This is a genomic window from Rhizobium sp. C4 (assembly GCF_021026315.1).
In the GTDB taxonomy this organism is placed as follows: domain Bacteria; phylum Pseudomonadota; class Alphaproteobacteria; order Rhizobiales; family Rhizobiaceae; genus Ensifer_A.
This window is the reverse complement of the sequence record NZ_JAJNCX010000006.1, coordinates 163,068-188,987: the sequence shown is the minus strand read 5'-3', so window position 1 is coordinate 188,987 and position 25,920 is coordinate 163,068. Positions and strand designations below refer to the sequence as shown.

23 protein-coding genes are annotated in these 25,920 nt (G+C 62.3%); 10 read left to right on the top strand and 13 right to left on the bottom strand.

Going from position 1 to position 25,920, the window contains the following annotated elements:
- Positions 1-23 precede the first annotated feature (23 nt).
- Positions 24-1,376, bottom strand: a complete 1,353-nt coding sequence (locus LQK84_RS12900) for an MFS transporter (protein ID WP_230829134.1) — start codon at positions 1,374-1,376, stop codon at positions 24-26.
- Between the two features lie 336 nt (positions 1,377-1,712).
- Here LQK84_RS12900 and cyoA point away from each other — a divergent pair, with 336 nt between their 5' ends.
- The 7 genes from cyoA to LQK84_RS12865 all read left to right on the top strand — a co-directional run bounded on the left by cyoA (position 1,713) and on the right by LQK84_RS12865 (position 8,645).
- Positions 1,713-2,675, top strand: a complete 963-nt coding sequence (gene cyoA / locus LQK84_RS12895; RefSeq protein ID WP_230829235.1) for a ubiquinol oxidase subunit II — start codon at positions 1,713-1,715, stop codon at positions 2,673-2,675.
- A gap of 108 nt (positions 2,676-2,783) precedes the next feature.
- Positions 2,784-4,778 (top strand): cytochrome o ubiquinol oxidase subunit I, encoded by a 1,995-nt coding sequence (cyoB, locus tag LQK84_RS12890; protein ID WP_230829133.1) that lies wholly within the window; start codon positions 2,784-2,786, stop codon positions 4,776-4,778.
- A gap of 4 nt (positions 4,779-4,782) precedes the next feature.
- A complete protein-coding gene (gene cyoC / locus LQK84_RS12885; protein WP_230829132.1) occupies positions 4,783-5,409 on the top strand; it encodes a cytochrome o ubiquinol oxidase subunit III in 627 nt (208 codons plus the stop codon).
- A 1-nt stretch (position 5,410) separates the two neighbouring features.
- A complete protein-coding gene (gene cyoD / locus LQK84_RS12880) occupies positions 5,411-5,821 on the top strand; it encodes a cytochrome o ubiquinol oxidase subunit IV (RefSeq protein WP_230829131.1) in 411 nt (136 codons plus the stop codon).
- Between the two features lie 81 nt (positions 5,822-5,902).
- The gene (locus tag LQK84_RS12875) at positions 5,903-6,646 is read left to right on the top strand and encodes an SURF1 family protein (RefSeq protein WP_442966959.1); all 744 of its coding nucleotides are present in this window, start codon (positions 5,903-5,905) and stop codon (positions 6,644-6,646) included.
- A 133-nt stretch (positions 6,647-6,779) separates the two neighbouring features.
- Positions 6,780-7,565: a ThuA domain-containing protein gene (locus LQK84_RS12870; RefSeq protein WP_230829129.1), complete on the top strand. Its 786-nt coding sequence runs from the start codon at positions 6,780-6,782 to the stop codon at positions 7,563-7,565.
- Positions 7,566-7,583: 18 nt separating this feature from the next.
- Positions 7,584-8,645, top strand: a complete 1,062-nt coding sequence (locus LQK84_RS12865) for a Gfo/Idh/MocA family protein (RefSeq protein WP_230829234.1) — start codon at positions 7,584-7,586, stop codon at positions 8,643-8,645.
- 314 nt (positions 8,646-8,959) lie between these two features.
- On the opposite strand, the gene LQK84_RS12860 is transcribed toward LQK84_RS12865, so the two are convergent.
- From LQK84_RS12860 to LQK84_RS12805, 12 genes are all read right to left on the bottom strand, one after another.
- Positions 8,960-9,991, bottom strand: a complete 1,032-nt coding sequence (locus LQK84_RS12860) for an NAD(P)-dependent alcohol dehydrogenase (RefSeq protein ID WP_230829128.1) — start codon at positions 9,989-9,991, stop codon at positions 8,960-8,962.
- Positions 9,992-11,131 carry an acyl-CoA dehydrogenase family protein gene (locus LQK84_RS12855; protein WP_230829127.1) on the bottom strand — a complete coding sequence of 380 codons (1,140 nt, stop codon included), beginning with the start codon at positions 11,129-11,131 and terminating at the stop codon, positions 9,992-9,994.
- Between the two features lie 13 nt (positions 11,132-11,144).
- Positions 11,145-12,341 carry an acyl-CoA dehydrogenase family protein gene (locus LQK84_RS12850; protein ID WP_230829126.1) on the bottom strand — a complete coding sequence of 399 codons (1,197 nt, stop codon included), beginning with the start codon at positions 12,339-12,341 and terminating at the stop codon, positions 11,145-11,147.
- 12 nt (positions 12,342-12,353) lie between these two features.
- The gene (locus LQK84_RS12845) at positions 12,354-13,535 is read right to left on the bottom strand and encodes an acetyl-CoA C-acyltransferase (RefSeq protein ID WP_230829125.1); all 1,182 of its coding nucleotides are present in this window, start codon (positions 13,533-13,535) and stop codon (positions 12,354-12,356) included.
- Positions 13,536-13,774: 239 nt separating this feature from the next.
- The gene (locus LQK84_RS12840) at positions 13,775-15,889 is read right to left on the bottom strand and encodes a 3-hydroxyacyl-CoA dehydrogenase NAD-binding domain-containing protein (protein WP_230829124.1); all 2,115 of its coding nucleotides are present in this window, start codon (positions 15,887-15,889) and stop codon (positions 13,775-13,777) included.
- Between the two features lie 70 nt (positions 15,890-15,959).
- Positions 15,960-17,129, bottom strand: a complete 1,170-nt coding sequence (locus LQK84_RS12835; protein WP_230829123.1) for an ABC transporter substrate-binding protein — start codon at positions 17,127-17,129, stop codon at positions 15,960-15,962.
- Positions 17,130-17,149: 20 nt separating this feature from the next.
- Positions 17,150-19,054: an AMP-dependent synthetase/ligase gene (locus LQK84_RS12830; protein ID WP_230829122.1), complete on the bottom strand. Its 1,905-nt coding sequence runs from the start codon at positions 19,052-19,054 to the stop codon at positions 17,150-17,152.
- 14 nt (positions 19,055-19,068) lie between these two features.
- On the bottom strand, positions 19,069-19,842 hold the full coding sequence (locus LQK84_RS12825) for an ABC transporter ATP-binding protein (RefSeq protein WP_230829121.1): 774 nt from the start codon (positions 19,840-19,842) through the stop codon (positions 19,069-19,071).
- On the bottom strand, positions 19,842-20,618 hold the full coding sequence (locus tag LQK84_RS12820) for an ABC transporter ATP-binding protein (RefSeq protein ID WP_230829120.1): 777 nt from the start codon (positions 20,616-20,618) through the stop codon (positions 19,842-19,844). Before LQK84_RS12820 ends, LQK84_RS12825 begins: the two co-directional genes overlap by 1 nt.
- Positions 20,615-21,712 (bottom strand): branched-chain amino acid ABC transporter permease, encoded by a 1,098-nt coding sequence (locus LQK84_RS12815; RefSeq protein WP_230829119.1) that lies wholly within the window; start codon positions 21,710-21,712, stop codon positions 20,615-20,617. Before LQK84_RS12815 ends, LQK84_RS12820 begins: the two co-directional genes overlap by 4 nt.
- A 4-nt stretch (positions 21,713-21,716) precedes the next feature.
- Positions 21,717-22,577, bottom strand: coding sequence for a branched-chain amino acid ABC transporter permease (locus LQK84_RS12810; protein ID WP_230829118.1), 861 nt, complete (start codon positions 22,575-22,577; stop codon positions 21,717-21,719).
- A 103-nt stretch (positions 22,578-22,680) separates the two neighbouring features.
- The gene (locus LQK84_RS12805; RefSeq protein ID WP_230829117.1) at positions 22,681-23,352 is read right to left on the bottom strand and encodes a TetR/AcrR family transcriptional regulator; all 672 of its coding nucleotides are present in this window, start codon (positions 23,350-23,352) and stop codon (positions 22,681-22,683) included.
- A gap of 222 nt (positions 23,353-23,574) precedes the next feature.
- On the opposite strand from LQK84_RS12805, the gene LQK84_RS12800 reads away from it, so the two are divergent.
- Genes LQK84_RS12800 through LQK84_RS12790 form a run of 3 tightly spaced genes read left to right on the top strand, consistent with a single transcriptional unit; the run spans position 23,575 to position 25,920 of the window.
- Positions 23,575-23,826 (top strand): acyl carrier protein, encoded by a 252-nt coding sequence (locus LQK84_RS12800; protein ID WP_230829116.1) that lies wholly within the window; start codon positions 23,575-23,577, stop codon positions 23,824-23,826.
- The gene (locus LQK84_RS12795) at positions 23,826-25,007 is read left to right on the top strand and encodes an acyl-CoA dehydrogenase family protein (RefSeq protein ID WP_230829115.1); all 1,182 of its coding nucleotides are present in this window, start codon (positions 23,826-23,828) and stop codon (positions 25,005-25,007) included. The genes LQK84_RS12800 and LQK84_RS12795 overlap by 1 nt, the downstream gene beginning before the upstream one ends.
- A gap of 4 nt (positions 25,008-25,011) precedes the next feature.
- Entirely contained in the window at positions 25,012-25,920 is a 909-nt protein-coding gene (locus LQK84_RS12790; protein WP_230829114.1) for an amino acid--[acyl-carrier-protein] ligase, read from the top strand.

The window sequence follows — 25,920 nt, the reverse complement described above, 5'->3', positions numbered from 1 at the left end:
ATATTCGAGGCTCTGGAGCCCGATCAGTCGTCCATCGTTTCCAGCTTGCGGCTGAAGGCGATGGCGCCCAGCGTACAGACCGCGCCCGACAGCAGGTACATGCCGACATAGGCGACACCGAACGAGGTGGCGAGGCCCAGCGCCACGAGCGGCGCGAAGCCGGCGCCGATCAGCCATGCCATGTTCGACGCCAGCGCCGAACCGGAGTAGCGGTAGACCTTGCCGAAGCGCGAGGCGACCGCACCCGCAGCCTGACCAAAGGACAGGCCGAGCAGCGCGAAACCGATGATCACGAAGGCATCGAGACCGCGCGAACCATAGGAGAGCAGGACCGGGGCGATGATGCTGAACACGGCGATCAGCACGGCTGCGACCGAGAGGAGGCCGCGACGGCCGATCCGGTCGGCGATCACGCCCGAGAGAACGATCGTGCCGGTGCCGACGAGGGCGCCGACCAGTTCGACCAGCAGGAAGCCGGCGATGTCGTGGTCAGTCGTCAGTGTCACCCAGCTCAGCGAGAAGATGGTGACGAGGTGGAACATGGCGAAGCTGGCGAGCGGCGTGAACGTGCCGATCAGCAGGTCGATGCCGTGGTTCTTGACCAGATCGGTGGTGCGGACCGGGGCAAGTTCGGCGCGGTCGAGCAGGGCGCCGAATTCACTCGACGCGACAAGGCGAAGGCGAGCGAAGAGGGCGACCACGTTGATGGCGAAGGCCACGAAGAACGGGAAGCGCCAGCCCCATTCCAGGAAGTCGGCCTGATTGAGCGACGCGTGGAAATAGGCGAAGAGGCCTGCCGCGAAGATGAAGCCGATCGGCGCGCCGAGCTGCGGCATCATCGCGTACCAGCCGCGGCGGTTCTGCGGGGCATTGAGCGCCAGAAGCGAGGCGAGACCGTCCCAGGTGCCGCCGAGCGCGAAGCCCTGGCCAAGACGGAAGATGATCAGCAGCGCGATCGAAAGATTGCCGACATCCTTGTATCCCGGCAGGAAGGCCATGGAGGCGGTCGAGCCGCCGAGGATGAGAAGGGCGATGATCAGCTTCGTGCCGCGACCGTAGGCGCGGTCAAGCGCGGTGAACACCACGGTGCCGACGGGGCGGGCGATGAAGGCGAGCGAGAAGACCGCAAACGACAGGAGGGTGCCTGTCAGGCGGTCGGTGAAGGGAAAGAAGAATTGCGGGAAAACGAGGACCGAAGCGATCCCGTATACAAAGAAGTCGAAGAATTCCGATGAACGTCCGATAATGACGCCGAGCGCGATATTGCCCGGATCGGTCGTCGTTTCGGCATTGATGCGCCGTGCGTCACGCTCGATGGATGCCGATGTCGGCGAGAGCGAACGGGGCTGGTCTGCTGATGCACTGTATGAACTCATGGGCTGCTCCTCCTGCAGAAAACGCGGCTCCAGGCATTTTGTTCAAACCAGATTCTCCCAAACCGGTTCGACTCCTGAAGCAGCGCCTCGAACAGCACTATGCGCCTGCAAAATTGCTGCGTCAAATGGCCTCATGAGCAATCGCAACACAAATCGTAATAGTATATACAATTCAATATTTTAAAGTCTTCGCGAACGCACAAGGCCTAAATCTGCCACAATTTTTCTTGCGCTGCGGCAACTCGGCCTATGGCCTTATTGATCCAGATCATTTACCTGCCCGTTTTGGGAGGGAGAGGATGAAGCTGGAATCGGAAAATGCGACCTGAATCAAAGATGTTATCAAGGGCGGGGCTCATTGCGGCACTCGTCTTGCCTCTTGCTTCCTGCAATATGGTAGTCATGTCGCCTTCGGGCGATATTGCGGCACAGCAGCGCGACCTGATCGTGATCTCGACCATTCTCATGCTCCTGATCGTCGTGCCGGTCATCTTCCTGACCCTGCTCTTCGCCTGGCGCTATCGCCAGTCCAACAAGACGGCCAAATATGATCCCGAATGGCATCATTCAACCCGTCTCGAGGTGGTTATATGGTCGGCACCGCTCGCCATCATCATTGCGCTGGGTGCGATTACCTGGATCAGCACACACACGCTCGACCCCTACCGCCCGCTGGATCGCATCTCGGAAGGCCAGCCGCTTTCCGCCGATCACAAGCCGATGACGGTCGAAGTGGTCGCGCTCGACTGGAAGTGGCTGTTCATCTATCCCGAACTCGGCATTGCCTCGGTCAACGAGCTGGCGGCGCCGATCGATACGCCGATCCGCTTCAAGATCACCTCCGCTTCGGTGATGAACTCCTTCTACATCCCGGCTCTCGCCGGCCAGATCTACGCCATGGCCGGCATGGAGACGAAGCTTCACGCCGTCATCAACAAGCCGGGCGAATATGAAGGCTTCTCGGCCAACTATTCGGGCGCCGGCTTCTCCCACATGCGCTTCAAGTTCCATGGTCTCGACCAGGCGGGCTTCGACAAGTGGGTTGCCGACGTCAAGGCCAGCGGCACCGCGCTCGACAAGCCGACCTACATGCAGCTTGAAAAGCCGAGCATCAAGGAACCGGTTCGCCATTACGCCACCACCGACTCCTCGCTCTACAGCGCGATCGTCGACATGTGCGTCGAGCCCGGCAAGATGTGCATGAGCGAGATGATGGCCATGGACAAGGGCCTGATCTGCCGCATTCCGGAACCGACCACGGCTGCTCGCGAAGAAAAGGCCATCCGCCCGGCCACCTGAGCCGTATCCATCCGATATGATCCCGGCCGCTTTCACCTTGCGCATCTGCGCTGTCGGCGGCCGGTGGAACACCGTTTCATTTAGCAAGAACAAAGTTGAGGTAATCCGATGACTGCGGATTCGACATCATTGCTGTTCGGGAAGCTCACTCTCGAAGCCATTCCCTATCATGAGCCCATCCTGGTCGCGACCTTTATCGGGGTTGCCATCGGCGGGCTCGCCGTGCTTGGGGCGCTGACCTATTTCCGTCTCTGGGGTTATCTCTGGACGGAATGGTTCACCTCGATCGACCACAAGAAGATCGGTATCATGTATATCGTCTTCGCCATCATCATGCTGCTGCGCGGCTTTGCCGACGCGCTCATGATGCGCTTCCAGCAGGCGATCGCCTTCAACGGGCATGAGGGATATTTCCCTCCGCATCACTACGACCAGATCTTCACGGCGCATGGCGTGATCATGATCTTCTTCGTGGCGATGCCGTTCGTCACGGGTCTGATGAACTTCGTCGTGCCGCTGCAGATCGGCGCACGCGACGTGTCCTTCCCGTTCCTCAACAACTTCTCCTTCTGGATGACGGTTGCCGGCGGCATCATCGTGATGATCTCGCTCTTCGTCGGCGAGTTCGCCAAGACGGGCTGGCTGGCCTATCCGCCGCTGTCGGACATCACCTACAGTCCTGACGTCGGGGTGGACTATTACATCTGGGGTCTGCAGATCGCGGGTATCGGGACATTGCTGTCAGGGGTCAACCTGATCGCGACGATCCTCAAGATGCGCGCACCCGGCATGTCGATGATGAAGATGCCCGTCTTCACCTGGACCGCCTTCTGCACCAACGTCCTCATCGTCGCTGCCTTCCCGGTTCTGACCGCCGTGCTCGCACTGCTGACGCTTGACCGTTACGTCGGCACGCATTTCTTCACGAACACGGATGGCGGCAGCGCCATGCTCTACGTGAACCTGATCTGGATCTGGGGCCACCCGGAAGTTTACATCCTGGTCCTGCCGGTCTTCGGCATCTTCTCGGAAGTCGTCTCGACCTTCTCGGCCAAGCGCCTTTTCGGCTACACCTCGATGGTCTATGCGACCGTCGTCATCACCATCCTGTCCTACATCGTGTGGCTGCACCACTTCTTCACGATGGGTTCGGGCGCGAGCGTGAACTCCTTCTTCGGCATCACCACGATGATCATCTCGATCCCGACGGGCGCGAAGATGTTCAACTGGCTGTTCACGATGTATCACGGCCGCATCAAGTACGAAGTCCCGATGCTGTGGACGATCGGCTTCATGGTCACCTTCGTCATCGGCGGCATGACCGGCGTTCTTCTCGCCGTTCCGCCGGCAGACTTCGTGCTGCACAACTCGCTGTTCCTGATCGCGCACTTCCATAACGTGATCATCGGCGGCGTCGTGTTCGGCGTCTTCGCCGGCATCAACTTCTGGTTCCCGAAGGCCTTCGGCTTCAGGCTCAATGCCTTCTGGGGCAAGATGTCCTTCTGGTTCTGGTTCATCGGCTTCTACTTCGCCTTCATGCCGCTCTACGTACTCGGCCTGATGGGCGTGACGCGCCGCATGAGCCAGTTTGAAGATCCGTCGCTGCAGATCTGGTTCGTGATTGCCGCCTTCGGCGCCTTCCTGATCCTCCTCGGCATCGGTTCGTTCATCATCCAGATCGCCTATTCCATCTGGAAGCGCGACGAACTGCGCGACGAAACCGGCGATCCGTGGAACGGCCGTACGCTGGAATGGTCGACGTCTTCGCCGCCGCCTGCCTACAACTTCGCCTTCACGCCGGTCGTGCATGAGGTCGACCAGTGGTGGTTCATGAAGCAGAACGGCTACAAGCGTCCGCTGTCGGGCTTCATCCCGATCCACATGCCGAAGAACACCGGCACGGGTGCGATCATCGGGGGCTTGAGCGTCGTCTTCGGCTTCGCCATGGTCTGGCACATCTGGTGGCTGGCCATCGCGTCCTTCGTCGCGATCGTGGCAGTGACCATTGTCCACACCTTCAACTACAACCGCGACTTCTACATCCCGGCCGAAGAGGTCAACGCTGTGGAAGCCCGCCGTACACAAATGCTGCCCGCGGAGTGAACCGATGAGCGCCAACACCACGCATAACGCGCAGCCGGCCGAAGGGCTCACCTTCTACATGAGGGAAGAGCACCATCCCGAGCAGAGCACGATGATCGGCTTCTGGATCTACCTGATGAGCGACTGCCTCATCTTCGCGATCCTGTTTGCCACCTATGCCGTGCTCGGCCACTCCTTCGCGGGTGGTCCGGACGCCAAGGAACTGTTCGATCTGAAGCTCGTGGCGATCAACACCGCCATGCTGCTCTTCTCCTCCATCACCTATGGCTTTGCCATGCTGGAGATGGAAAAGGGCAACAAGGGGCTGATGATCAGCTGGATGATGGTCACCTTCTTCTTCGGTGCCTGCTTCCTCGGCATCGAACTCTATGAGTTCCATCACCTGATCGGCGAGGGCGCAGGCCCGGGCCGCAGCGCCTTCCTGTCGGCGTTCTTCACGCTGGTCGGCACGCACGGTATCCACGTCACCTGCGGTCTCGTCTGGATGGCGGTTCTCATGGTGCAGATGAACAAGTTCGGCATCACGGCGGCCAACAAGCGCCGCATGACGACGCTCAGCATGTTCTGGCACTTCCTGGACGTCATCTGGATCGGCGTCTTCTCCTTCGTCTATCTCATGGGAGTCCTCTGATATGGCGTCTCACGCACATTCAAACGCCCACGGCGATCACGGTCATCACGACCACGATCATCACGGAAGCCATGCCAACCATGGCACGTTCGGCTCCTACATGACCGGCTTCGTGCTGTCGGTCATCCTCACGGCCATTCCGTTCTGGCTGGTCATGGGCAATGTCATTGCCGACAAGCAGGTGACTGCGATCCTCATCATGGGCCTCGGCCTCGTGCAGATCGTCGTCCACATGATCTTCTTCCTTCACATGGACACCAAGTCCGAAGGCGGCTGGAACATGATGGCGCTGCTCTTCACGGTCGTGCTGGTTCTGATCACGCTGTCGGGCTCGCTCTGGGTTATGCACAACCTGAACGCCTACATGATGCCGACGCAGATGACGCCGGAAGCGGCAAAGCAGCTTCCCTGAAGAAAATCCGGGCGGCCCGTTTGATCGGCGGGCCGCCTACTCTATTTTACCGGGGAGGGGAGGTTCGAATTCATGAACGACATGCCCAACTCCGAAGACAATGCACCGAAGGCCCCGCGCAAATCGCGCCTTGTCGGCATCGGGCTTATCACCCTCTTCTTCTTTGCGACCTTCATTGGCCTAGGCGCCTGGCAGATCGAGCGGCTTTCCTGGAAGCTGGATCTCATCGCCCGCGTCGATGCTCGCGTGCATGCGCCGGCCGTGTCCGTCCCCGACGAAGGCGGCTGGAAGGCCGTGAATGCGGCCAATGACGAGTACCGGCATGTGATCGCCTCTGGCCGTTTCCTCAACGACCGGAGCGCACTCGTCTATGCCTCGACCGAACGCGGGCCGGGTTTCTGGGTGCTGACGCCCCTCCAACTCGACAGCGGCGCGATCCTTTACGTCAATCGCGGCTGGGTTCCGACCGACCGCAAGGATGCGTCGAGCCGGCCGGAAGCTGATCTTACCGGTCCTGTGCAGGTGACGGGCCTCATGCGGATCACGGAACCGGGCGGCACGTTCCTGCGCTCCAACGATCCGGCCGATGGCCGCTGGTACTCGCGCGATGTGATCGCCATGGGTGAGAAAGCCGGGCTTTCCCGCGTGGCGCCCTTCTTCATCGATGCCGACGATACACCCAATCCCGGCGGGCTGCCGGTCGGTGGGCTCACCATCGTGCGCTTCCCCAACTCGCATCTCTCCTATGCGCTCACCTGGTTTGCCATGGCGGCGCTGTCGCTCGTCGGCGGGGCGATCCTCATCCGAGCCGAACGCCGGCGCTGATTTCTTATTCGCGATCTCACAATTTCGCCTGAAACGAGCTGTGATGTGAAACAATCCAAAGCGCTTTGGGTTTTTCCTTGTGCCGCGCCGTTTCTCTTGGCACAGTCCAGCCAACCAATTCAGGGAGGAAATCATGACCATCCGCGTCACCGTCTGGGGCGAGAACGTCCACGAGCAGAAGAACGAGACTGTCCGCAGCATCTATCCGGATGGCATGCATAATTGCATCGCCTTGGCGCTCAACAGGAACGAAGGCATTTCGGCCTCGTCGGTCGTGCTGCAGGATGCCGAGCATGGCATGACGGCCGAGCGGCTGGCCGAGACGGACGTTCTGGTCTGGTGGGGCCATGCAGCGCATGGCCAGGTCGATGACGCGATTGTCGAACGCGTCTGTGAGGCCGTCTGGTCGGGCATGGGCATGATCTTCCTGCATTCGGCGCATTTTTCCAAGCCCTTCAAGCGGCTGATGGGCGCGCCCTGCAATCTCACCTGGCGCGAGGCCGGCGAGCGCGAGCGGCTTTGGGTCACGTCGCGCAACCATCCGATCACGGCGGGCCTGCCGGACCATTTCGAGCTCGAAAACGAGGAAATGTATGGCGAGCCCTTCGGCGTGCCGGAGCCGCTGGAGACGGTGTTCGTCAGCTGGTTCCAGGGCGGCGAGGTGTTCCGTTCGGGCCTCACCTACAAGCGCGGCGCAGGCAATGTCTTCTATTTCCGCCCGGGTCACGAAACCTATCCGACCTATCATGATGCCAATGTCCAGACCGTGATCAAGAACGCGGTGAAGTGGGCCTACAACCCGCTGGCGCGCGTGGCCAAGCCGACCGATGCGCCGAATGTGCCGGTCGACAAGGCGCCGGAAAAGATCGAGGAGCGCGGCCCCAAGCTGCATCAGGCTGGCGAGCAGGGCCTGCGGTAAGGAGTGCCGGACATGACAATCAGACTTCTCATTCTCGGTACCGGCGGCATGGCCAACAACCATGTCGAGGCTTTCAAGGCGATTGACGGCGTGGAGATCGTCGGCGGCGTCGACACGCGGCCGCTGCAGCTCGCGGCCTTTTGCGACAAGCACCAGATCGAGCATCGTTTCCCGACGCTCGACGAGGCAATCGCCTGGGGCAAATTCGACGCGGCCGCCAATGTAACACCGGATGCGGCGCATCATGCCACGACGCTGGCGCTGCTGGCCGCCGGCAAGCATGTGCTCTGCGAAAAGCCGCTTTCGACCGACTATGCCAAGGCGCGCGAAATGGCGGATGCCGCCAAGGCCGCCGGCGTCGTCAACATGGTCAACCTGTCCTACCGCAACGGCGCCGCTCTCCAGCGCGCCGCCGAGATGGTGTCCAAGGGCATGATCGGCCCGGTCCGGCATTTCGAGGCGCAGTATCTGCAAAGCTGGTTGACGCAGGCGGCCTGGGGCGACTGGCGCACCGAGCCGCAATGGCTCTGGCGGCTTTCCTCCAAGCATGGCTCCAAGGGCGTGCTCGGCGATGTCGGCATTCACATTCTCGACTACGCGACCTTCATTGCCGGCAGTTTCCCGGTTTCGATCTCGGGGCGGCTCAAGACATTCGACAAGGCGGAAGGTAACCGGATCGGCGAATATGATCTCGACGTCAACGACAGTTTCGTTTCGCATGTCGAGTTGGCCAATGGCGCCATGGGCACCGTCACCGCGACGCGCTTCGCCTCCGGCCACCACAACGACCTGAAGCTCTCCATCTATGGCGATCTGGGCGGGCTGGAGGTGCGCTTCATCCAGAACGAGAGCAAGCTGCTCGCCTGCCTCGGTGCCGAGGACATGGCGACGCAGACCTGGCGCGAGATCGAAACGCCGGCGGTGAAGAATGTCTATCGCGTGTTCATCGAGGCAATCCAGGGCAAGGGGCCGATGATCCCGGATTTCGCGCGGGGTGCGGCTTTGCAGTTTCTGCTTGATGCGGCGGAAGAGTCGGACCGGCAGAAGGGCGCGAGTGTTGAGGTGAAGCTGGGGGCTTAGGTTCTTCGGCCCTATCGGGCCGCCCCCTCATCTGTCCTTCGGACATCTCTCTTACTGGGGAGAGAGGGGCCACGCACCTATCATGCGTCATCCTTGGGCCTGTCCCAAGGATCTGCTACGCACACCAAGATCGCTACGTGAATGGCTGTGAACGTGACCTTGCCAACCTTGGCATTCTTGCCGCACCGCCGAAGCCGCTTTGTCGTCAGTAGATCCTCGCCACAGGGGTGAGGATGACGGTGGAGTGTGGGGCGAGGGCAGAGGTCCGGGGCCGACCGGACAAACGTGCCCTGTCCCAGCGATGGCCCTCGACTTCACAACACAATCTGCAGCTTCACATCCGTCGGGCGCGCTTCCACCGCGCGGTCAAACGCGGCGACCGAATCCCCGAACGCAAAGGTCTCCGTGATCAGCGGCTTGAGGTCGATCTTGCCGGACGCGATGAGCGCAATCGCGCGGTCATAGACATTGGCGTAGCGGAAGATCGTCTTCAGCGTCGCTTCCTTGGCCTGCAGGCCGACGATGTCGACCGGCACCGGATCCACCGGCATGCCGACCATGACACAGGTGCCACCGGGGGCGACGACATTCGCCACGTCGAGGACAGCAGGCGCAGCACCGGAGGCTTCGAAGACGATATCCGCGCCCCAGCCTTCGGTGGTTTCACGCACGTAATCGACGAGCTTCGTGTTGCGGACATTGACCGTCTCAACGCCCGGATAGGCGCCGATGATGTCGAGCTTCGGCTGCGCGACATCGGAGACGATGACGCGCGAGCAGCCGCCGGCGAGCGCGGAGAGGGCGGTGATCATGCCGATCGGGCCTGCACCCATCACGACCGCCGTATCGCCCGGCTTGATGCCGGCCTTGAGTGCGGCCTGAATGCCGACGGCGAGCGGCTCGACCATCGCGCCTTCGGCAAAGCTGACATTGTCCGGCAGCTTGAAGGTGAAGGCGGCGGGGTGGACGACTTCGGGCGTCAGGCAGCCATTGACCGGCGGCGTTGCCCAGAAGCGGACGGCGGGATCGACATTGTACATGCCGAGCCGCACGGCCTTGGAATTCAGGTCCGGAATGCCCGGCTCCATGCAGACGCGGTCGCCGACCTTCAGATGGCTGACCTCCGCGCCGACGGCCGTAATCGTGCCCGCCGCCTCGTGGCCGAGGATCATCGGCTCCTTCACCACGAAGGGGCCGATCTTGCCATGGGTGTAGTAATGCACGTCCGAGCCGCAGATACCGACCGTGTGGATCGCGATCCGGACGTCATACGGGCCGAGTTCGAGGCTCACGGGATAGTCCCTGAGGCTCAACCGGCCCTTTTCTTCCAGCACCAATGCCTGCACTTAAGCTGCTTCCTTCGACAGAGCCACATACCGCGCAACGTGGTAATCCACATCGCCGAACATGTGGTCTATCATCACCAGCCGCTTGGCGAAATGGCCGACGGCGTATTCCCAGGTCATGGCGATGCCGCCATGCATCTGGATGGCTTCTTCGGCGACCAGACGGCCGATCTTGCCGGCGAGCGTCTTGGCGGCGGAGACGGCCATTTCGCGTTCGACACGCGACCCGTCAAAGCGCCCGGCGGCGTTGATGACGGAGGAGCGGGCCTGCTCGATTTCGAGAAGCACAGTCGCCATGCGGTGCTGCAGCGCCTGGAACTTGCCGATGACGACGCCGAACTGCTTGCGGGTCTTCAAGTATTCGATCGTCATGTCGCGGGCGACTTCCATCGCGCCGATGGCTTCGGAGGCGAGTGCCAGATTGGCGCGTGCGATGACCTTTTCGATCGCCGTCCACGCCTTGCCTTCCGCACCCAGAAGCGTATCCGCACCGACGGTCACGTTCTCCAGCCGGATTTCGGCGGCGTGGAGGCCGTCGATGGAGGAATAGGAGAGGCGGGACACGCCCGGCGCATCGCCGGAGACGAGGAAGAGCGAGAGGCCGTCTTCATCCCAGGCGGCACCGGAGGAGCGGGCCGAGACGACGAGCAGATCCGCCGCGCCGCCGTTGAGCACCACGGCCTTGGCGCCGTTAAGCACATAGCCGTCACCGGACTTCTTGGCCGTCGTTTCGACATGGCTGGCATCGTAGCGGCTTTTCGGTTCGCCATGGGCAAAGGCGAGCTGCTTTGAGCCTGCGATGACCTCTTCGATTACGGCCTTCTGCTCGGCAGCGCCAAGCTCGGCAATCAGCCCGCCGCCGAGGATGGCGGTGGCGAGGAAGGGTTCATTGACGAGGCCGCGGCCGAGTTCCTCGAAGAGGACCGTGACGTCAAACGGAGCACCGCCGAAGCCGCCGTCCTCTTCCGAAAACAGCGCGCCGATGGCGCCGAGTTCGGCGAATTGCGCCCATTTCTCCGCACTGAAACCGAGATCGGTTTCGGCGGCCCTGTTGCGGGCGTCCAGCGTGTAGGTGTCGGCGATGAAGCGCGCGACGCTGTCCTTGAAGAGCTGGCGTTCTTCCGTGTGGGTGAAATCCATGTGCCTTGCTCCCCTACAGTCCCATGACCATTTTCGAGATGATGCCGCGCTGGATTTCGTTCGAGCCGCCGAAGATGGTGATCTTGCGGTTGTTGAAATAATCCGGCGCGACGCCGAGGGCATATTCGGGGCCGACGGGCTCGCCGTTATAGCCTTCTTCCAGCGCTTCCGAGACGAAGGGCATGGCATAGGGGCCGATGGCGCGCCGGGCGAGATCGTTGATCGACTGGCGAATTTCCGTGCCCTTGATCTTCAGCATGGAGGAGATCGAGCCGGCAGAGACGGCCGCATCCGGCGAGGAGAGGACGCGGAGGTTCGTGGTGGACAGCGCGTCGAGTTCCATTTCCACCTGTGCCACGCGGGCGGCGAAATAGGGGTCGTCCGCCAGCGGCACGCCGCGCACCGTCTCGGCTTTCGCGATGCGCTTCACTTCGGCAAGGGCCGCCTTGGATGCGCCGACGCCGGCAATGTTGGTGCGCTCGTGGGTGAGGAGATATTTGGCATAGGTCCAGCCCTTGTTCTCCTCGCCGATCAGGTTTTCGGCGGGCACGCGGACATTGTCGAAGAAAACTTCGTTGACCTCATGCGTGCCTTCCAGAAGGATGATCGGGCGGATGGTAATCCCCGGGCTCTTCATGTCGACCAGGATGAAGGAAATGCCTTCCTGCGGCTTGCCTTCCGTGCCGGTGCGCACCAGGCAGAAGATCATGTCGGCATATTGGCCGAGCGTCGTCCAGGTCTTCTGGCCGTTGATGACGTAATGGTCGCCGTCGCGCACCGCGCGCGTCTTCAGCGAGGCTAGGTCGGAGCCGGCGCCCGGTTCCGAATAGCCCTGGCACCACCAGTCGGTGCCGTCGAGAATGCGCGGCAGGTAATGCGCCTTCTGCGCCTCCGAGCCGAATTTCATCAGCACGGGGGCGAGCATCTTGAGGCCGAAGGGGATGATGCGCGGCGCGCCGGCGGCAGAGGCCTCGTCATCGAAGATCTGCTGCTGCACCGGCGTCCAGTCAGCCCCACCATATTGCTTCGGCCAATCCTGCGCCAGCCAGCCACGCTTGTTGAGCGTGGCGTGCCAGCCGACCATGTCTTCCTTGGTCAGCGTCTTGTTATGCCGCACCTTGTCGGCGAGCTGTGGCGAAAGCTCTGCCTTGAGGAAGGCGCGGACCTCGGCCTGAAAGGCGAGGTCTTGCGGGGAAAAGCTCAGGTCCATGGTCGTCTCCGATCAGAAGATTTCGATGAGACCGGCAGCACCCTGGCCGCCGGCGATGCACATGGTCACGACGGCGTATTTCACGCCCCGGCGCTTGCCTTCGTAGAGCACATGGCCGACCTGTCGCGCACCCGTCATGCCATACGGATGGCCGATGGAGATGGATCCGCCGTTGACGTTGTAGATCGCCGGGTCGATGCCGAGGCGGTCGCGGCAATAGAGCGCCTGGCTCGCGAAGGCTTCGTTGAGTTCCCAGAGGCCGATGTCGGAGACCTTGAGGCCGGCGCGTTCGAGCAACTTCGGCACGGCGAAGACGGGGCCGATGCCCATTTCGTCGGGTTCGCAGCCGGCCACGACGAAACCTCGGAAGGCGCCCATGGGCTCCAGCCCGCGCTTTTCGGCTTCCTTGGCTTCCATCAGCACGGAGGCCGATGCGCCGTCGGAGAGCTGCGAGGCGTTGCCGGCGGTGACGAACTGGCCGGGGCCGCGCACGGCTTCGAGTGCGCGAAGGCCTTCGAGCGTCGTCGAGGGGCGGTTGCAGCCGTCCTTGTCGAAGGTCACTTCGTGATAGCTGATCGCCTTCGTTTCCTTGTCCTGCACGGCCATCTTGGTGGTCATGGCGATGATTTCATCCGCATAACGGCCGGCCTTCTGGGCTTCCGCCGTGCGCATCTGGCTCTGATAGGAATATTCGTCCTGTGCCTCGCGGGAAACGCCATAGCGGGCGGCAACGATATCGGCTGTCTCGATCATCGGCATGTACATGGCCGGCTTGTGTTCGAGCATCCAGTCGTTCTGGTACATGAACATGTTGAGATGGCTCTGGACGATGGAGATGGATTCGAGACCGCCCGCCAGCATGGCCGGGGCGCCATACTGGGTGATCTGGGCGGCGGCCTGCGCGACGGCGAAGAGGCCGGAGCCGCAATGGCGCGACACGGTGCCGCCGGTCATCGACAGCGGCAGGCCGGCGCGGACGCCGATATGGCGGGCAATGTTGCCGCCCGTGGCGCTTTCCGGCATGCCGCAGCCGAAGATCGCGTCTTCCAGCAGGTTCGGGTCGATCCCGGCGCGCTCGACGGCGGCCTTGGCGGCCGCTGCGCCGAAGTCTGCGCCATGGGTGGCATTGAGTTCGCCGCGAAAGGCTTTCGTGATGCCCGTGCGGGCGGTGGAGAGAATGACGGCTTCGCGCATGGTGTGGTTTCCTTTGAATTCCAAATCGTTCGTTCGGGCGCACGGTCCCTGTTGTTCAATAGGCGGCTCCATCCTAATGTGGAGGTGCCGCCAGCGGTATCTCTTGCTCCGACCTCATCCTGAGGTGCTGCCCGGAGGGCAGCCTCGAAGGATCAGCGTGTGGGCCAAGACCCTTCGAGGCCTTCGCTTCGCTCCGGCACCTCAGGGCGAGGGCGACCGGAGCGTCTTCGTTCATTGGATCACTCAGCCCCATTGAGGCTGGCGAAATTTTTACCCCCGGCGACCAGGTCCTCGATCAGCTTGGCCGGAGACCAGAAATCCGGGTCGTCCTTGGCGAATTCGCGGATGTCGGCCAGCACCTTGTCGAGGCCGCGCATGTCGGCATATTTCATCGGGCCGCCGCGATAGCGGGGCGAGCCGTAGCCTGCCAGCATGACGACATCGACGTCGAGCGGGCGAAGCGCAATGCCTTCCTCGACCACCTTCGCGCCCTCGTTGACCATGGCTGCCATGTAGCGGCGCATGATCTCTTCGGCAGAGAGCTCGGGCTTCTGGGGAATGCCCTTCTTCTGGCGGATATCGTCGATGGCCGCGAGGAATTCCGGGTCCTCGATGCCCTTGCGGGCGCCGGCGGGATAGATGTAGCAGCCGCGGCCGGTCTTCTGGCCGAAGCGGCCCTGTTCGGCGAGCCAATCCAGGTATTCAAAGGCATAGCGACCCTTGTAGCCTTCGGCGATGCGGCGCTTGCGGGCCATGAAGCCGATGTCGAGGCCGGCGAGGTCGCCCATCTGGTGCGGACCCATCGGATAGCCGAAATCGACCACGGCCTTGTCGATGGCATAGGGGCTCGTGCCTTCCTCGACCATATGCACGGCGATGCGCAGATAGCGCTCCAGAATGCGGTTGCCGATGAAGCCGTCGCAGACGCCGGCGCGGACGCCGGTCTTGCCGAGCTTCTTCGCCAGCGCAAAGCCGGTGGCGAGCGCATCCGCCGAGGTCTTGTCGGCGACGACGATTTCCAGCAGCTTCATGATATGGGCCGGCGAGAAGAAGTGCAGGCCGAGCACATTCTGCGGCCGGCTGGTCATCGCGGCGATCTGGTTGATGTCGAGATAGGATGTGTTGGAGGCGAGGATCGCGTCGGGCTTGGCGATCTTGTCGAGTGTCGTAAAGACGCCCTTCTTGACCTCCATGTCCTCGAAGGCGGCTTCGATGATGAGGTCGCAATCGGCAAGCGCGTTGAAGTCGGTCGTGACCGAATAGAGTTCGTTGGCGAGGCGATCACGATAGGCCTGATCATATTTGCCGCGGGCGACGCCGTCGTTCAGGACCTTCTCGACATTGGCGCGGCCGCGGGCGGCCTGTTCCTCGTCGCGCTCGACCATCGTCACCGGCAGGCCGGCGAAGAGCATGGAGAGCGTGATGCCGGAACCCATCGTGCCGCCGCCGATGACGCCGGCCTTCTTGATGTCTTTCGGCTTTCCTGCTTCGAGGCCCGGCACCTTGGAAACGGCGCGTTCGGCGAAGAAGGCATGGACGAGGGCTTCGCGCTGCGGGTCGGCCAGCAGCTTCATGAAGATGGCGCGCTCGCCCTTCATCCCTTCCGCGAAGGGAACATTGGCGGCAAGCTCGAGTGCGTCGATGCAGGCGACGGGCGAGATCTGGCCGCGCGCCTTGCCGGCAACGGCTCCGCGCAGGCCGTCGAAAAAGGCCTTGTCGCCCTTGCGGGAGGCGACCTTCTCGTCGTTCTGGCTGAGGCGGCGGACGGGCAGGGCCTCGTCGATCATCTTTCGCGCAAAGGCAAGGCCGGCTGCCTTCGGGTCGGAGCCTTCATCGAGCAGGTCGATGATGCCGAGCTTCAGCGCTTCGCCGGCGGAGACCTGACGGCCCGAGGTGGCGATGTCGGCAGCGGCTTCAAAGCCGATCAGGCGCGGCAGGCGCTGCGTGCCGCCGGCGCCGGGGATGAGGCCGATATGGACTTCCGGCAGGCCGATCTTCGCGCCCTTCAGGCCGACGCGGTAATGGCTGCCGAGGGTGAGTTCGAGACCGCCGCCGAGTGCGGTGCCATGGATGACGGCGACGACGGGCTTGGTGGCGTCCTCGACCTTCTGAATGACGTCGGGCAGAAAGGGCTCAAGCGGCGCCTTGCCGAATTCCTTGATGTCGGCGCCCGCGACGAATGTGCGTCCGGCGCAGTAAAGCACGGCGGCTTTTGCGCTTGCTTCGGCCTCAAAGGCTGCGATTGCCTCGACGATGCCGGTGCGAACGGCAAAAGAGGCCGCATTGACCGGGGGGTTGTCGATTTCAATCAGGAAAATATCGCCTTCAAGGCTCGTTTTGACCGCTTGGCTCATGCCGTACTCCTTCTTATCTGCAAAATGAGGCCCCGCGACGGGTCTCTTTCCATCGCGGGGCCGGGGTTCATCACGGATTGACGCGGGCAAGCTCCTTCCACTCGCCTTTTTCAATCTTCGAAATCACGACGGGGTCGCCGCCGATATGGTCGTTCGGGCCGAACTTGATGTGCACGCCCGCGATGTTGTCGTCGTAGTCGAGGCTTTCCATGCCCTTCTGGAAGCTTTCCGGCGTCAGGTCCTTGCCGGCGGCTTCAAGGCCGCGCACCAGGGATTCTGCCGCCGAGCGGCCGAGAAGCGCGCCCGTGGAGGGGAATTCGCCGGCAGCCTTCTGGTAGCTGTCGACCCAGGCCTTGACCTCCGGAACGTTCATGCGGGCCACGATGTCGGGCCAGCCGGCACCGGCATAGAAGCCGTCCGTGACGCCGCCGGGAACCTTGGCGATCGCCGTATGGAACGAGGCGGAGGCGCCGACGAACTTGACGTCGTTCCAGCCCATCTTCTTGGCGGTGGCAACGGCGGTGATGACCTGGCGCACGCCGAGCGCGATGGCGATCGTGTCGCAGCCGGCACCCTTGAGCTTGGTCAGCGAGCCGACAAAGTCCTGCTCATCCGGCTTGTGGGTGGTCTCGGCCACGAAGGTGAGACCGAACTGCTTGACCGCTGCATCCGTGCCCTCCTTCAGCTCCTGGCCGAAGTCGGATGGGATGTACATGGCGCAGACCTTCTTCGTCCCTTCCTTCTCGGCGAGATATTTCAGCGCCAGCCGGGTCTGGTCGAAATAGGACGAGAAGCCGGCATATTTGTAGGGCGAGGGCGGCTCGACCATCTGGCGGGCAGATGTCAGCGGCGCCACGTTGGCGACCTTGCTCTTTTCGAGAAGCGGGAAGGACGCGATGTTGATCGGCGTGCCGAGCTGCAGCAGCATCGCGAAGATCTTGTCGGAATTCACGAGCTTGTTGATGTTCTGCATCGCCTTGGGCACCTGATAGCCGTGGTCCTCCACCACGAACTTGATCTTGCGACCATGGATGCCGCCCTTGGCATTGATCTCGTCGAAATAGAGACCGGCGGCCTTGACGGCGGGTGCGCCGAAGGCGGCGAAGATGCCGGACATGTCCTGGTTGGAGCCGATCACGACTTCCGTGTCGGTCACGCCTTGTGCGCCGGCAGCACCGGCCGCCAGCATGCTTGCGCCGGCCAGAAGACCGGCAATGGCTGCTTTCATTCCCTTTTTCATGTTCTTCCTCCTCCAAAAGTTCATGCTGCCTTCTCCTCGGCATACATGTCGTCGATCAGCGCTTTATGTTTCTTTTCCACGAAGCTGCGCTTGAGCTTCATGGTCGGGGTCAGCTCATCGTCCTCCGGCGTGAGCAGTATGTCGATCAACCGGAACTTCTTGACCTGCTCGACGCGGGCGAAGTCCTTGTTGACCCTTTCGATGATCTCGCCGATCAGCGCCTGGACCTCCGGGCGGGCGCAGAGCGAAGCGAAATCCGAAAACGGTATGCGATGGTCCTGCGCATATTTCTGCACATTCTCCTGGTCGATCATGACGAGGCAGGTGAGGAATTTGCGCCGGTCGCCGATCACCACGGCATCCGAGATGTAGGGCGAGAATTTTAGCCGGTTCTCGAATTCGGCGGGCGTGATGTTCTTGCCGCCTGCGGTGATGATGATGTCCTTGATGCGGCCGGAAATGCGCAAGTATCCGCGCTCGTCCATCTGGCCGGTGTCGCCGGTCCGGAGCCAGCCGTCCTCGGTCATCGTCTCGGCGGTCTTTTCCGGGTTCTTCCAGTAGCCGCGGAAGACATTGCCGGCGCGGTACTGGATCTCGCCGTCGGGTGCGATGCGAATTTCGGAGCCGGGAATGGCAGGACCCACCGTGCCGACGCGGTTCGCCTCCATCGTGTTGACCGACATGAGACCGGCACTTTCCGACATGCCGTAGCCTTCCAGCACCGGAACGCCGATCGCCTGGAACCATTTGAGGATTTCCGGTGAGATCGGGGCAGCACCCGTCGTGCCGCGACGCAGCTTGTCGAGGCCGAGCATGCGGCGGAGGTTCTTCAGCAGGAAGAAATCCCAGAAGGTATAGGCGAGGCGGGTGGTCAGCGGAACGGGCTTGCCGGCGAGCTCGCAATCGACCTTCCGCATGCCGGTCTTCACTGCCTGATGGAATGCCCAGCGGCCAAGCGGCGTGGCATCCGTCGCCATGATGACGACCTGGGAATAGATCTTCTCCCAGACGCGCGGCACGGCGGTGAAGGCCGTGGGGCTCACCTCGCGGACATTCTCGAAGACGGTTTCCGTGCTCTCGGCGAAATTGACCGTCGAGCGGGCGGCGATCGGGCCGGAGACGGAGATCATGCGCTCGAGGATATGGCAGAGCGGCAGGAAGCAGACCTGCTCGTCCTCCGGGAAGACAGGCAGGAGCAGCACGTTGGCGGCGATCGTGTACATCATGTTCGAATGGTCGATCATGACGCCCTTGGGCATGCCGGTCGTACCGGACGTATAGATGAGGATCGCGATGTCGTCGGGTCTGGACGCGGCGATCTCCTGCTCGAAGCGGCCGGGCTGGCGGGCAAGTTCCTGACGGCCCATCTCGTAGAGGTCTTCGATGAAGATCACGTTCGGGTCGCGGAAGTCGTGCAGGCCCTCCGGGTCGAAGACGATGACCTTGACGAGGCCCGGCATCCGGTCGCGGACTTCCAGATACTTGTCCAGCTGTTCGTCGTTTTCGAGGAACAGGAACTTCGCGCCGGAATCGTTGACGATATAGGCGAGCTGGCTCGCCGCATCGGTCGTGTAGACGCCGGTGACGATGCCGCCGGCGCACTGGATGCCGAGGTCGGCATAGAGCCATTCCTTGTTGTCCTCGGAGAGGATCGCTGCGACGTCGCCGCGCCCGAAGCCGAGCGAGATCAGGCCGAGGCCGAGGAGGCGGGCCTGCTCGTACCAGTCGGTCCAGCTGTAGGAGCGCCAGATGCCGAAATCCTTTTCGCGATGTGCGGTGCGGGCACCCAGCTCCCGGCAGCGCTTCTCGAACAGCTTCGGCAGCGTGTCGCTGCCGTCGATATAGAAGGGGCCTCGGCTCAGGTCGGCATTGAGTTCGATGCCATGGACCTTCTGCATGGGCGGAATGTTGACCATCTGGTTCATCGTGTCCTCCTCCCTCAACGCCACGTCTTGCGGTTTTTCCAGCGCCGCTGTCCGCGCTGGCTCTCGCCCTGCTGGCCGAGATAGAATTCCTGGATGTCCTTGGATGCGCGCAGCTTCTCCGCCGGGCCACCCATGACGATCCGGCCGAGTTCCATCACGTAACCATAATGGGCGGCCTCAAGCGCGATCTTGGCGTTCTGTTCGACCACCAGCATCGTCACCTTCTGCTCGGCATTGAGCCGCTTGATGATGGCGAAGATTTCCTTGGTGAGGAGCGGGCTGAGCCCCAGGCTCGGCTCGTCGAGCAGCATGACGCGGGGCCGCGCCATCAGGCCACGACCGATGGCCAGCATCTGCTGCTGGCCGCCGGAGAGCGTTCCGGCATCCTGGTTCGCGCGTTCCTTCAGGATGGGGAAGTAGCGGTAGACCATGTCGATATCGGCGGCGATGCCGGCGCGGTCGCTGCGGGTGAAGGCCCCCATCTTCAGATTGTCCTCGACGGACATAAGCGGGAAGATTTCGCGGCCTTCCGGCACCTGCACGACGCCCTTGCGAACGGAGTGGTCGGGGTCGCGGCCCTGGATTTCCTCGCCGGCGAGCTTCACGGTTCCCTTTTCCGGGTCCATGACGCCGGAGATGGTCTTCATCAGCGTCGTCTTGCCGGCCCCGTTGGCGCCAAGCACGGTGACGATCTGGCCTTCATGCACCTCCAGGCTGACGCCCCGGATCGCCATGATCGGGCCATAGTAGCTTTCGAGGTTTTCGATCTTCAGAAGCGGTTCGCCCATCACGCGGCCTCCTCTGTGTCCGAGCCGAGATAGGCTTCGACAACCCGCGGATCGGTCTGCACCTCGCGCGGCGTGCCGAGCGCCAGTTTCTTGCCGTCGGCCAGCGCCAGAACGCGGTCGCAGACGGAGGAGACGAGATGCATGTCGTGCTCGACCATCAGCACGGTGATGCCCATGACCTTCTTGATGTCCTCGATCCAGAAGGCGACGTCCTGCGTTTCCTCGACCGAGAGGCCGGAGGCCGGTTCGTCGAGCAGCAGGAGCTTCGGCTGGATGGCGAGCGCCCGGCCCATCTCGACCACCTTGCGGACGCCATAGGGCAGGCCGGCGATCAGCTTTTCGCGATAGGGCTGGAGGTCGAGGAAGTCGATCGCCTTCTCGACCGCCTCGCGGTGGCGATGCTCCTCGCGCCTTACAAAAGGGGTAAAGAGGAGTTCGGTCAGGAAATTCGAGCGCCGATGCGTATACCGGCCGACCAGCATGTTCTGCAGCACGCTTGCCTGTTCGAAGAGCTCGATATTCTGGAAGGTACGGGCGATACCGAGCCCTGCGATCTCGTGCGGGGCCTTGCCGAGGATGCTCCTGCCTTCAAAGAGGATGTCGCCGGAATAGGGTGTGTAGAAGCGCGAGATCATGTTGAAGATCGTCGACTTGCCCGCGCCGTTCGGGCCGACCAGAGCGAAGACTTCGCCTTCCTCGACCGCGAAGGAGACATCGTTGACGGCGGTGAGGCCACCGAATTTCAGGGTGACGTTTTTCAGCTCCAGAAGGCTCATCTGATGCGCTCCGTCTTGAGGTAGCTCTTCTGGCGGCGGAACATGTCGCGCCGGGCGAAGGGAAACAGCTCGAAATAGGTGCGGATCTTCACCCAGCGTCCGTAGATGCCGAGCGGCTCGAACAGGATGAAGAGGATGAGGATCGTGCCGAAGATCCCGGTCTCCAGGCCGGGGATCGCGATGGAGTCGAAATGGAAGAGGTGGCCCAGCCCGTCGCGGGCAAAGGCAATCGCCTGTGGCAGGAAGCCGATGACGACCGCGCCGAGGAAGGCGCCATGGATGGTGCCGAGCCCGCCGATGACGATCATCAGAAGGAGATTGATCGAGATGACGAGGTTGAAGGTCTCCTGGTTGAAGACGCCGGCGAAGTGGCCCATCAGCGCGCCGCCGATGCCGGTCATGAAGGTGGAGATCGCAAAGGCCATGGCCTTGGTGCGGGCCACGTTGATGCCCATGGCCTGCGCCGAGATTTCGGAATCGCGCACGGCGGCAAAGGCGCGGCCGAGCGGCGAGCGCTGGATGTTGCGGTAGGCGAGCACGATCAGGATGGCGATGGCGAGGATCAGCCAGTAGAGGCCGGAGGCATTGCCGTAGCGGTTGAAGTTGATGCCGAAGATCTCGATGTCAGCCGCCATCAGCCCGTTGACGCCGCCGGTCAGCGGTTCGGCGAGAACGATGACGTCTTCCATCATGACCGAGACGGCGAGTGTGGCAATTGCCAGATAGATTCCGTGCAGGCGCGTGACGGGCATTGCGAAAAGCCCGCCGGCAATGCCGGTGATGATGCCGCCGAGCGGCAGCGCGAGAATGAAGGGCACGCCGGCGCTTTCCAGAAGCACGCAGGAATAGGCGCCGATGGCCATGAAGGCGGCGTGGCCGAGGCTTGCCTGTCCGCTCTGGCCGACAAGCAGCATGAGGCCCATGCCGCAGATCGCCCAGATCAGCACATTGGTCGCTTCGCCGGTCAGGAAGTCCCCGAGGATGAAGGGAGCGGCAATCGCGACGATGAGCAGGAGCGCATACCAGAAGCCCTGTGCGCCGTGCTTGAAGAGCCGGATATCGGCCTCGTAGGTGGTCTTGAAAACGATCCGCATCGGCTCACACCTTCTTCGCGCGGACCTGCGACAGCAGGCCGTGGGGGCGAACGATGAGGACGATGAGCAGGATCAGGTAGGGCATGATCTGCGACACGCCGGCGGCGACATAGCGCGACGACAAGGGTTCGACGAGGCCGATGATCAGCCCGCCGAGAAGCGCGCCGGGCAGCGAGCCGAAACCGCCGATGATGGCCGCGGCGGATGCCTTGATGCCGAGCAGGCCCGTGGACGGATCGATCGTGCCCTTGGCGGCGAAGAGGATGCCGGCAATGGCGGCGACCCCGCCGGCCAGCGCCCAGACCAGCGCATGGACGCGCTTGACCGGAATGCCCATGTAATAGGCGGCGAGCTGGTTCTGCGAGGCGGCCTGCATGGCGAGACCTATCTTCGTCCTGGCGAAGAAGAGATAGAGGCCGAGCGTCAGGAGCAGCGTGACAATGATGATCGTCATGTCGTCGAAGCCGAGCACGAGGCTGCCGATCCGCACCTCCTTGCCGGCCAGCGGGCTCTGCAGCGACTGCGGCTCATGACCCCAGATGACGCCTGCGAGAAAACGCAGCACGATGCCGAGCGAGATGGTGAGGATGACGATGGCGATCTGGCTCTCGCCGAACATGCGGCGGATGAGAAGCGCTTCCACCAGATAGCCGACCACCGCCATGACGGCGACAGCGAGGATGCAGGCGAGCCAGAAGGGCAGGCCGAGTTCGTTGGAATTGGCGAAGGTGAGGGTCAGAAACGCCCCCAGCATCATGAAATCGCCCTGGGCGAAGTTCACGGCTTCCGTCGCCTTGTAGATCAGCACGAAGCCGAGGGCGATCAGGCCGTAGACGCAGCCATTTGCCAGGCCGCTGATCAGCAATTGCAATAAATCCACTTAAAGGTCCCTCCCTGAACCCTGGCCCTTGGGCCATCGTGTTTCTTGCGTTTTCGGGCAGTCCTCCACTGCCGCGTTTTCAGTCTCCTTATGCGTTCGGGCGTTCCGCCGCCGCCGGGTCTCCCAACCCGGCAAGGGCATAGTCGGTGCATTGCTGCGCGATCCGGCGACGGTCTTGCGCCGTTTCGCCGGGGCGCGGCTTGTACCAGAAGATCGGCGAGTTCAGCGCCATGAACATCAGCTGCCGCGCGATGCTTGGATCACGATAGCGTATATGGCCATCGCGGACAGCTTCTTCCATAACCGTCTTGAAAAGAGCCGAATAGCGCTCGCGGGACTCGATAAGCGCATTGAGACGCTCGCGCTGTTCCGGCGTTGTCGATCCGCGCAGGTGGATTTCCACCCCCTGCCAGACGGAGTGCTGGTAGGCCTGCGTCTCGATCATCGACATGCAATGGGCAAACGCCATGTCGCGCAGGCGCTCGATCGCCGGCGCTTCCTTCTTCAGGCTGGCATCGATGGCGGCGTAGTTGAACTCCATGCCGACCTCGGCAACGGCGAAGAAGAGGTCCGCCTTGGAAGCGAAGAAGTGGTAGATGCGGCCCTTCGTGGAGCCGAGCCTACGGGCAACATCGTCGATGCTGGTGGAGGCAAAGCCGCGCGTCATGAAGCATTGCGCCGCCATACGCAGGATCTCGATCTGGCCTTCTTCGACCAGGCTGTGCTCAAGGCTGTTTTGCGCGGACGCATTCGCGGTCATGCGGTCCCGTCCTCCCCGTCTGCCGCCGCTTCCAGATCCGGGCGGCCCTTGCGGAAAGTAGACATACTACCGAGTATGTTGTCAAGCGGTCCTATTTTGGGACACAGCCTGAGGTTAAGGATTTTTTGTCTATATTCTTTAGGTCGATCTTATCCCGCCTGTGGTTTTCTTCTCCCCATCATTAGGGATGCTTTCGCACTTTGTTCTGACAAGGAGAAGAAGATGAAGGACAAGATCAGGGAACTTTTGGGCAAGCTCGGCGGCCTGCCTGTCGCGGTTGATACGCTGGCTGACAGCGCGGATCTCTACGCGGCCGGTCTTTCGTCCTTCGCGTCGGTGCAGCTGATGCTCGGCATCGAGGATGCCTTCGACATCGAATTTCCGGATCACCTGCTGAACCGCAAGTCGTTCGCCTCGATCGACGCGATTGCCGAAACCGTCTCCGCCATCGTTGAAGGCCGGGAGGCTGCGTGATGAACATGATGTCTGAAATTCGCGGCGCCGGGCTCGTCGAGCGCGCCCGCGAAGTGGCAGCCGTTGCCGCCAAACATGCCGATGCCGTCGACAAGGAAGGCCGCTTCCCGCATGAAGCCGTTGCCGCCATGAAGTCGGCGCGCCTGTTCGGCATCCAGATCCCGATCCTTCTGGGCGGCGAGGGCGCCACCATTGCCGAGATCGCGGAAGTCTGCTCGATCATCGCGCAGGAATGCGCCTCCTCGGCCATGATCTTCGCCATGCACCACATCAAGCTGTCGAGCTGCGTCTCGCACGGCATGGGCGACGAATGGCATGAAGCCTTCATGCACCGCATCGTGCGCGAACAGCTGCTTCTCGGCTCGGCCACGACCGAAGCCGGCATCGGCGGCAACCTGCGCAATTCGATCTGCGCCATCGAGGTCGACGGCGACGTCTGCCGCCTGACCAAGGAAGCGACCGTCATTTCCTATGGCAAGCAGGCCGATGCGATCCTGATCACGTCCCGCGCCCACAAGGACGCCGCCTCGACCGATCAGGTCATGACCGTCTTCCTCAAGGACCAGTACACGCTCGAACAGACCCATGTCTGGGACACGCTCGGCATGCGCGGCACCTGCTCGGACGGCTTCCTGTTCAAGGCGGAAGCGCCGAGCGTGCAGATCCTGCCGAAGCCGTTCGCGGAAATCGCCGCTGAATCCATGCTCGCCACCTGCCACCTTCTGTGGTCGGGCGTCTGGTACGGCATCGCGCTCAACGCCGTCACCCGCGCACAGGCCTTTGTCCGTGCCGCAGCGCGTGCCAACCCCGGCACGACGCCCCCCGGCGCGCTGCGTCTGGCCGAAGCCACGGCCGAACTGCACCTGATCAAGTCCAACGTCATTGCCGGCATGGAACGTTTCGAGGCTGCCAAGGAAGATCCGGCGCAGCTCTCCTCGATGGGCTTTGCGGTGGCGATGAACAACGTCAAGATCGCGACCTCGCAGAAGATCCTCTCGGTCATCAACCAGGCCATGATGATCTGCGGCATTGCCGGCTACAAGAACGGCACGCCCTACAGCCTTGGCCGCCACCTGCGCGATGCGCATTCGGCCCAGCTGATGATTTCCAACGACCGTATTCTGTCGAACACGGCGACGATGCTCACCGTCCACAAACTCGACACCAGCCTTTTGGGATAACGCTATGGATATGCAAGTGACTTTCCTCGACCGCCTGTTCGATAGCGGTCTCCTGATCGACACCGGCGTCGAAGGGCTCTATGCGCGCTCCGGCACGTTCGAAGATGTGATCACCGGCTTCGAACGCCTGATCGACAAGTTTTCCGGCGAAACGGGTGCCGAAGTCATCCGCTTCCCCCCCGGCATGAACCGCAGCTATTTCGAAGGCTCGGGCTACATGAAGAACTTCCCGCAGCTGGCGGGCACGGTTCACTGCTTCTGCGGCGACGATCTGGCGCATGCCGATCTCATCCAGTGCATGGCAGCAGGCGAAGACTGGACGGGCGGCCAGAAGGCTTCCGACATCGTCCTGACGCCGGCGGCCTGCTATCCGCTCTATCCGATCGTCGCCAAGCGCGGCAATCTCCAGGCGGGCGGCGGCCTGTTCAACATCCAGTCCTATTGCTTCCGCCACGAGCCCTCGATGGACCCGGCCCGCATGCAGCTCTTCCGCATGCGCGAGTTCGTCCGCATGGGCAAGCCGGCTGACGTCATGGCCTTCCGCCAGGAATGGATGGAAAAGGGCAAGGAACTGATGGCGCAGGTGGCGCTGCCGGTCGATATCGACGTTGCCAACGACCCCTTCTTCGGCCGCGCCGGCCGCCTGATGAAGAACAACCAGCGCGACCAGAACCTGAAGTTCGAACTGCTCATCCCGATTACCTCGGTTTCCAAGCCGACGGCCTGCATGAGCTTCAACTATCATCAGGACCATTTCGGCAAGACCTGGGATCTGAAGACCGTTGACGGCGAAACCGCCCACACGGCCTGCGTCGGCTTCGGCCTGGAGCGCATTGCGCTCGCGCTCTTCCACCACCACGGGCTCGATCCCAAGCTGTGGCCGCGTGAGGTCCGCGACGCCCTCTTCGGTTGA

Excerpts from the sequence above, each read along its gene's own strand:
- LQK84_RS12900 (WP_230829134.1), bottom strand. The coding sequence starts at position 1,376 with ATGAGTTCATACAGTGCATCAGCAGACCAGCCCCGTTCGCTCTCGCCG.
- cyoA (WP_230829235.1), top strand. The coding sequence starts at position 1,713 with ATGTTATCAAGGGCGGGGCTCATTGCGGCACTCGTCTTGCCTCTTGCT.
- cyoB (WP_230829133.1), top strand. The coding sequence starts at position 2,784 with ATGACTGCGGATTCGACATCATTGCTGTTCGGGAAGCTCACTCTCGAA.
- cyoC (WP_230829132.1), top strand. The coding sequence starts at position 4,783 with ATGAGCGCCAACACCACGCATAACGCGCAGCCGGCCGAAGGGCTCACC.
- cyoD (WP_230829131.1), top strand. The coding sequence starts at position 5,411 with ATGGCGTCTCACGCACATTCAAACGCCCACGGCGATCACGGTCATCAC.
- LQK84_RS12875 (WP_442966959.1), top strand. The coding sequence starts at position 5,903 with ATGCCCAACTCCGAAGACAATGCACCGAAGGCCCCGCGCAAATCGCGC.
- LQK84_RS12870 (WP_230829129.1), top strand. The coding sequence starts at position 6,780 with ATGACCATCCGCGTCACCGTCTGGGGCGAGAACGTCCACGAGCAGAAG.
- LQK84_RS12855 (WP_230829127.1), bottom strand. The coding sequence starts at position 11,131 with ATGGATTTCACCCACACGGAAGAACGCCAGCTCTTCAAGGACAGCGTC.
- LQK84_RS12850 (WP_230829126.1), bottom strand. The coding sequence starts at position 12,341 with ATGGACCTGAGCTTTTCCCCGCAAGACCTCGCCTTTCAGGCCGAGGTC.
- LQK84_RS12845 (WP_230829125.1), bottom strand. The coding sequence starts at position 13,535 with ATGCGCGAAGCCGTCATTCTCTCCACCGCCCGCACGGGCATCACGAAA.
- LQK84_RS12840 (WP_230829124.1), bottom strand. The coding sequence starts at position 15,889 with ATGAGCCAAGCGGTCAAAACGAGCCTTGAAGGCGATATTTTCCTGATT.
- LQK84_RS12835 (WP_230829123.1), bottom strand. The coding sequence starts at position 17,129 with ATGAAAAAGGGAATGAAAGCAGCCATTGCCGGTCTTCTGGCCGGCGCA.
- LQK84_RS12830 (WP_230829122.1), bottom strand. The coding sequence starts at position 19,054 with ATGAACCAGATGGTCAACATTCCGCCCATGCAGAAGGTCCATGGCATC.
- LQK84_RS12825 (WP_230829121.1), bottom strand. The coding sequence starts at position 19,842 with ATGGGCGAACCGCTTCTGAAGATCGAAAACCTCGAAAGCTACTATGGC.
- LQK84_RS12820 (WP_230829120.1), bottom strand. The coding sequence starts at position 20,618 with ATGAGCCTTCTGGAGCTGAAAAACGTCACCCTGAAATTCGGTGGCCTC.
- LQK84_RS12815 (WP_230829119.1), bottom strand. The coding sequence starts at position 21,712 with ATGCGGATCGTTTTCAAGACCACCTACGAGGCCGATATCCGGCTCTTC.
- LQK84_RS12805 (WP_230829117.1), bottom strand. The coding sequence starts at position 23,352 with ATGACCGCGAATGCGTCCGCGCAAAACAGCCTTGAGCACAGCCTGGTC.
- LQK84_RS12800 (WP_230829116.1), top strand. The coding sequence starts at position 23,575 with ATGAAGGACAAGATCAGGGAACTTTTGGGCAAGCTCGGCGGCCTGCCT.
- LQK84_RS12795 (WP_230829115.1), top strand. The coding sequence starts at position 23,826 with ATGAACATGATGTCTGAAATTCGCGGCGCCGGGCTCGTCGAGCGCGCC.
- LQK84_RS12790 (WP_230829114.1), top strand. The coding sequence starts at position 25,012 with ATGGATATGCAAGTGACTTTCCTCGACCGCCTGTTCGATAGCGGTCTC.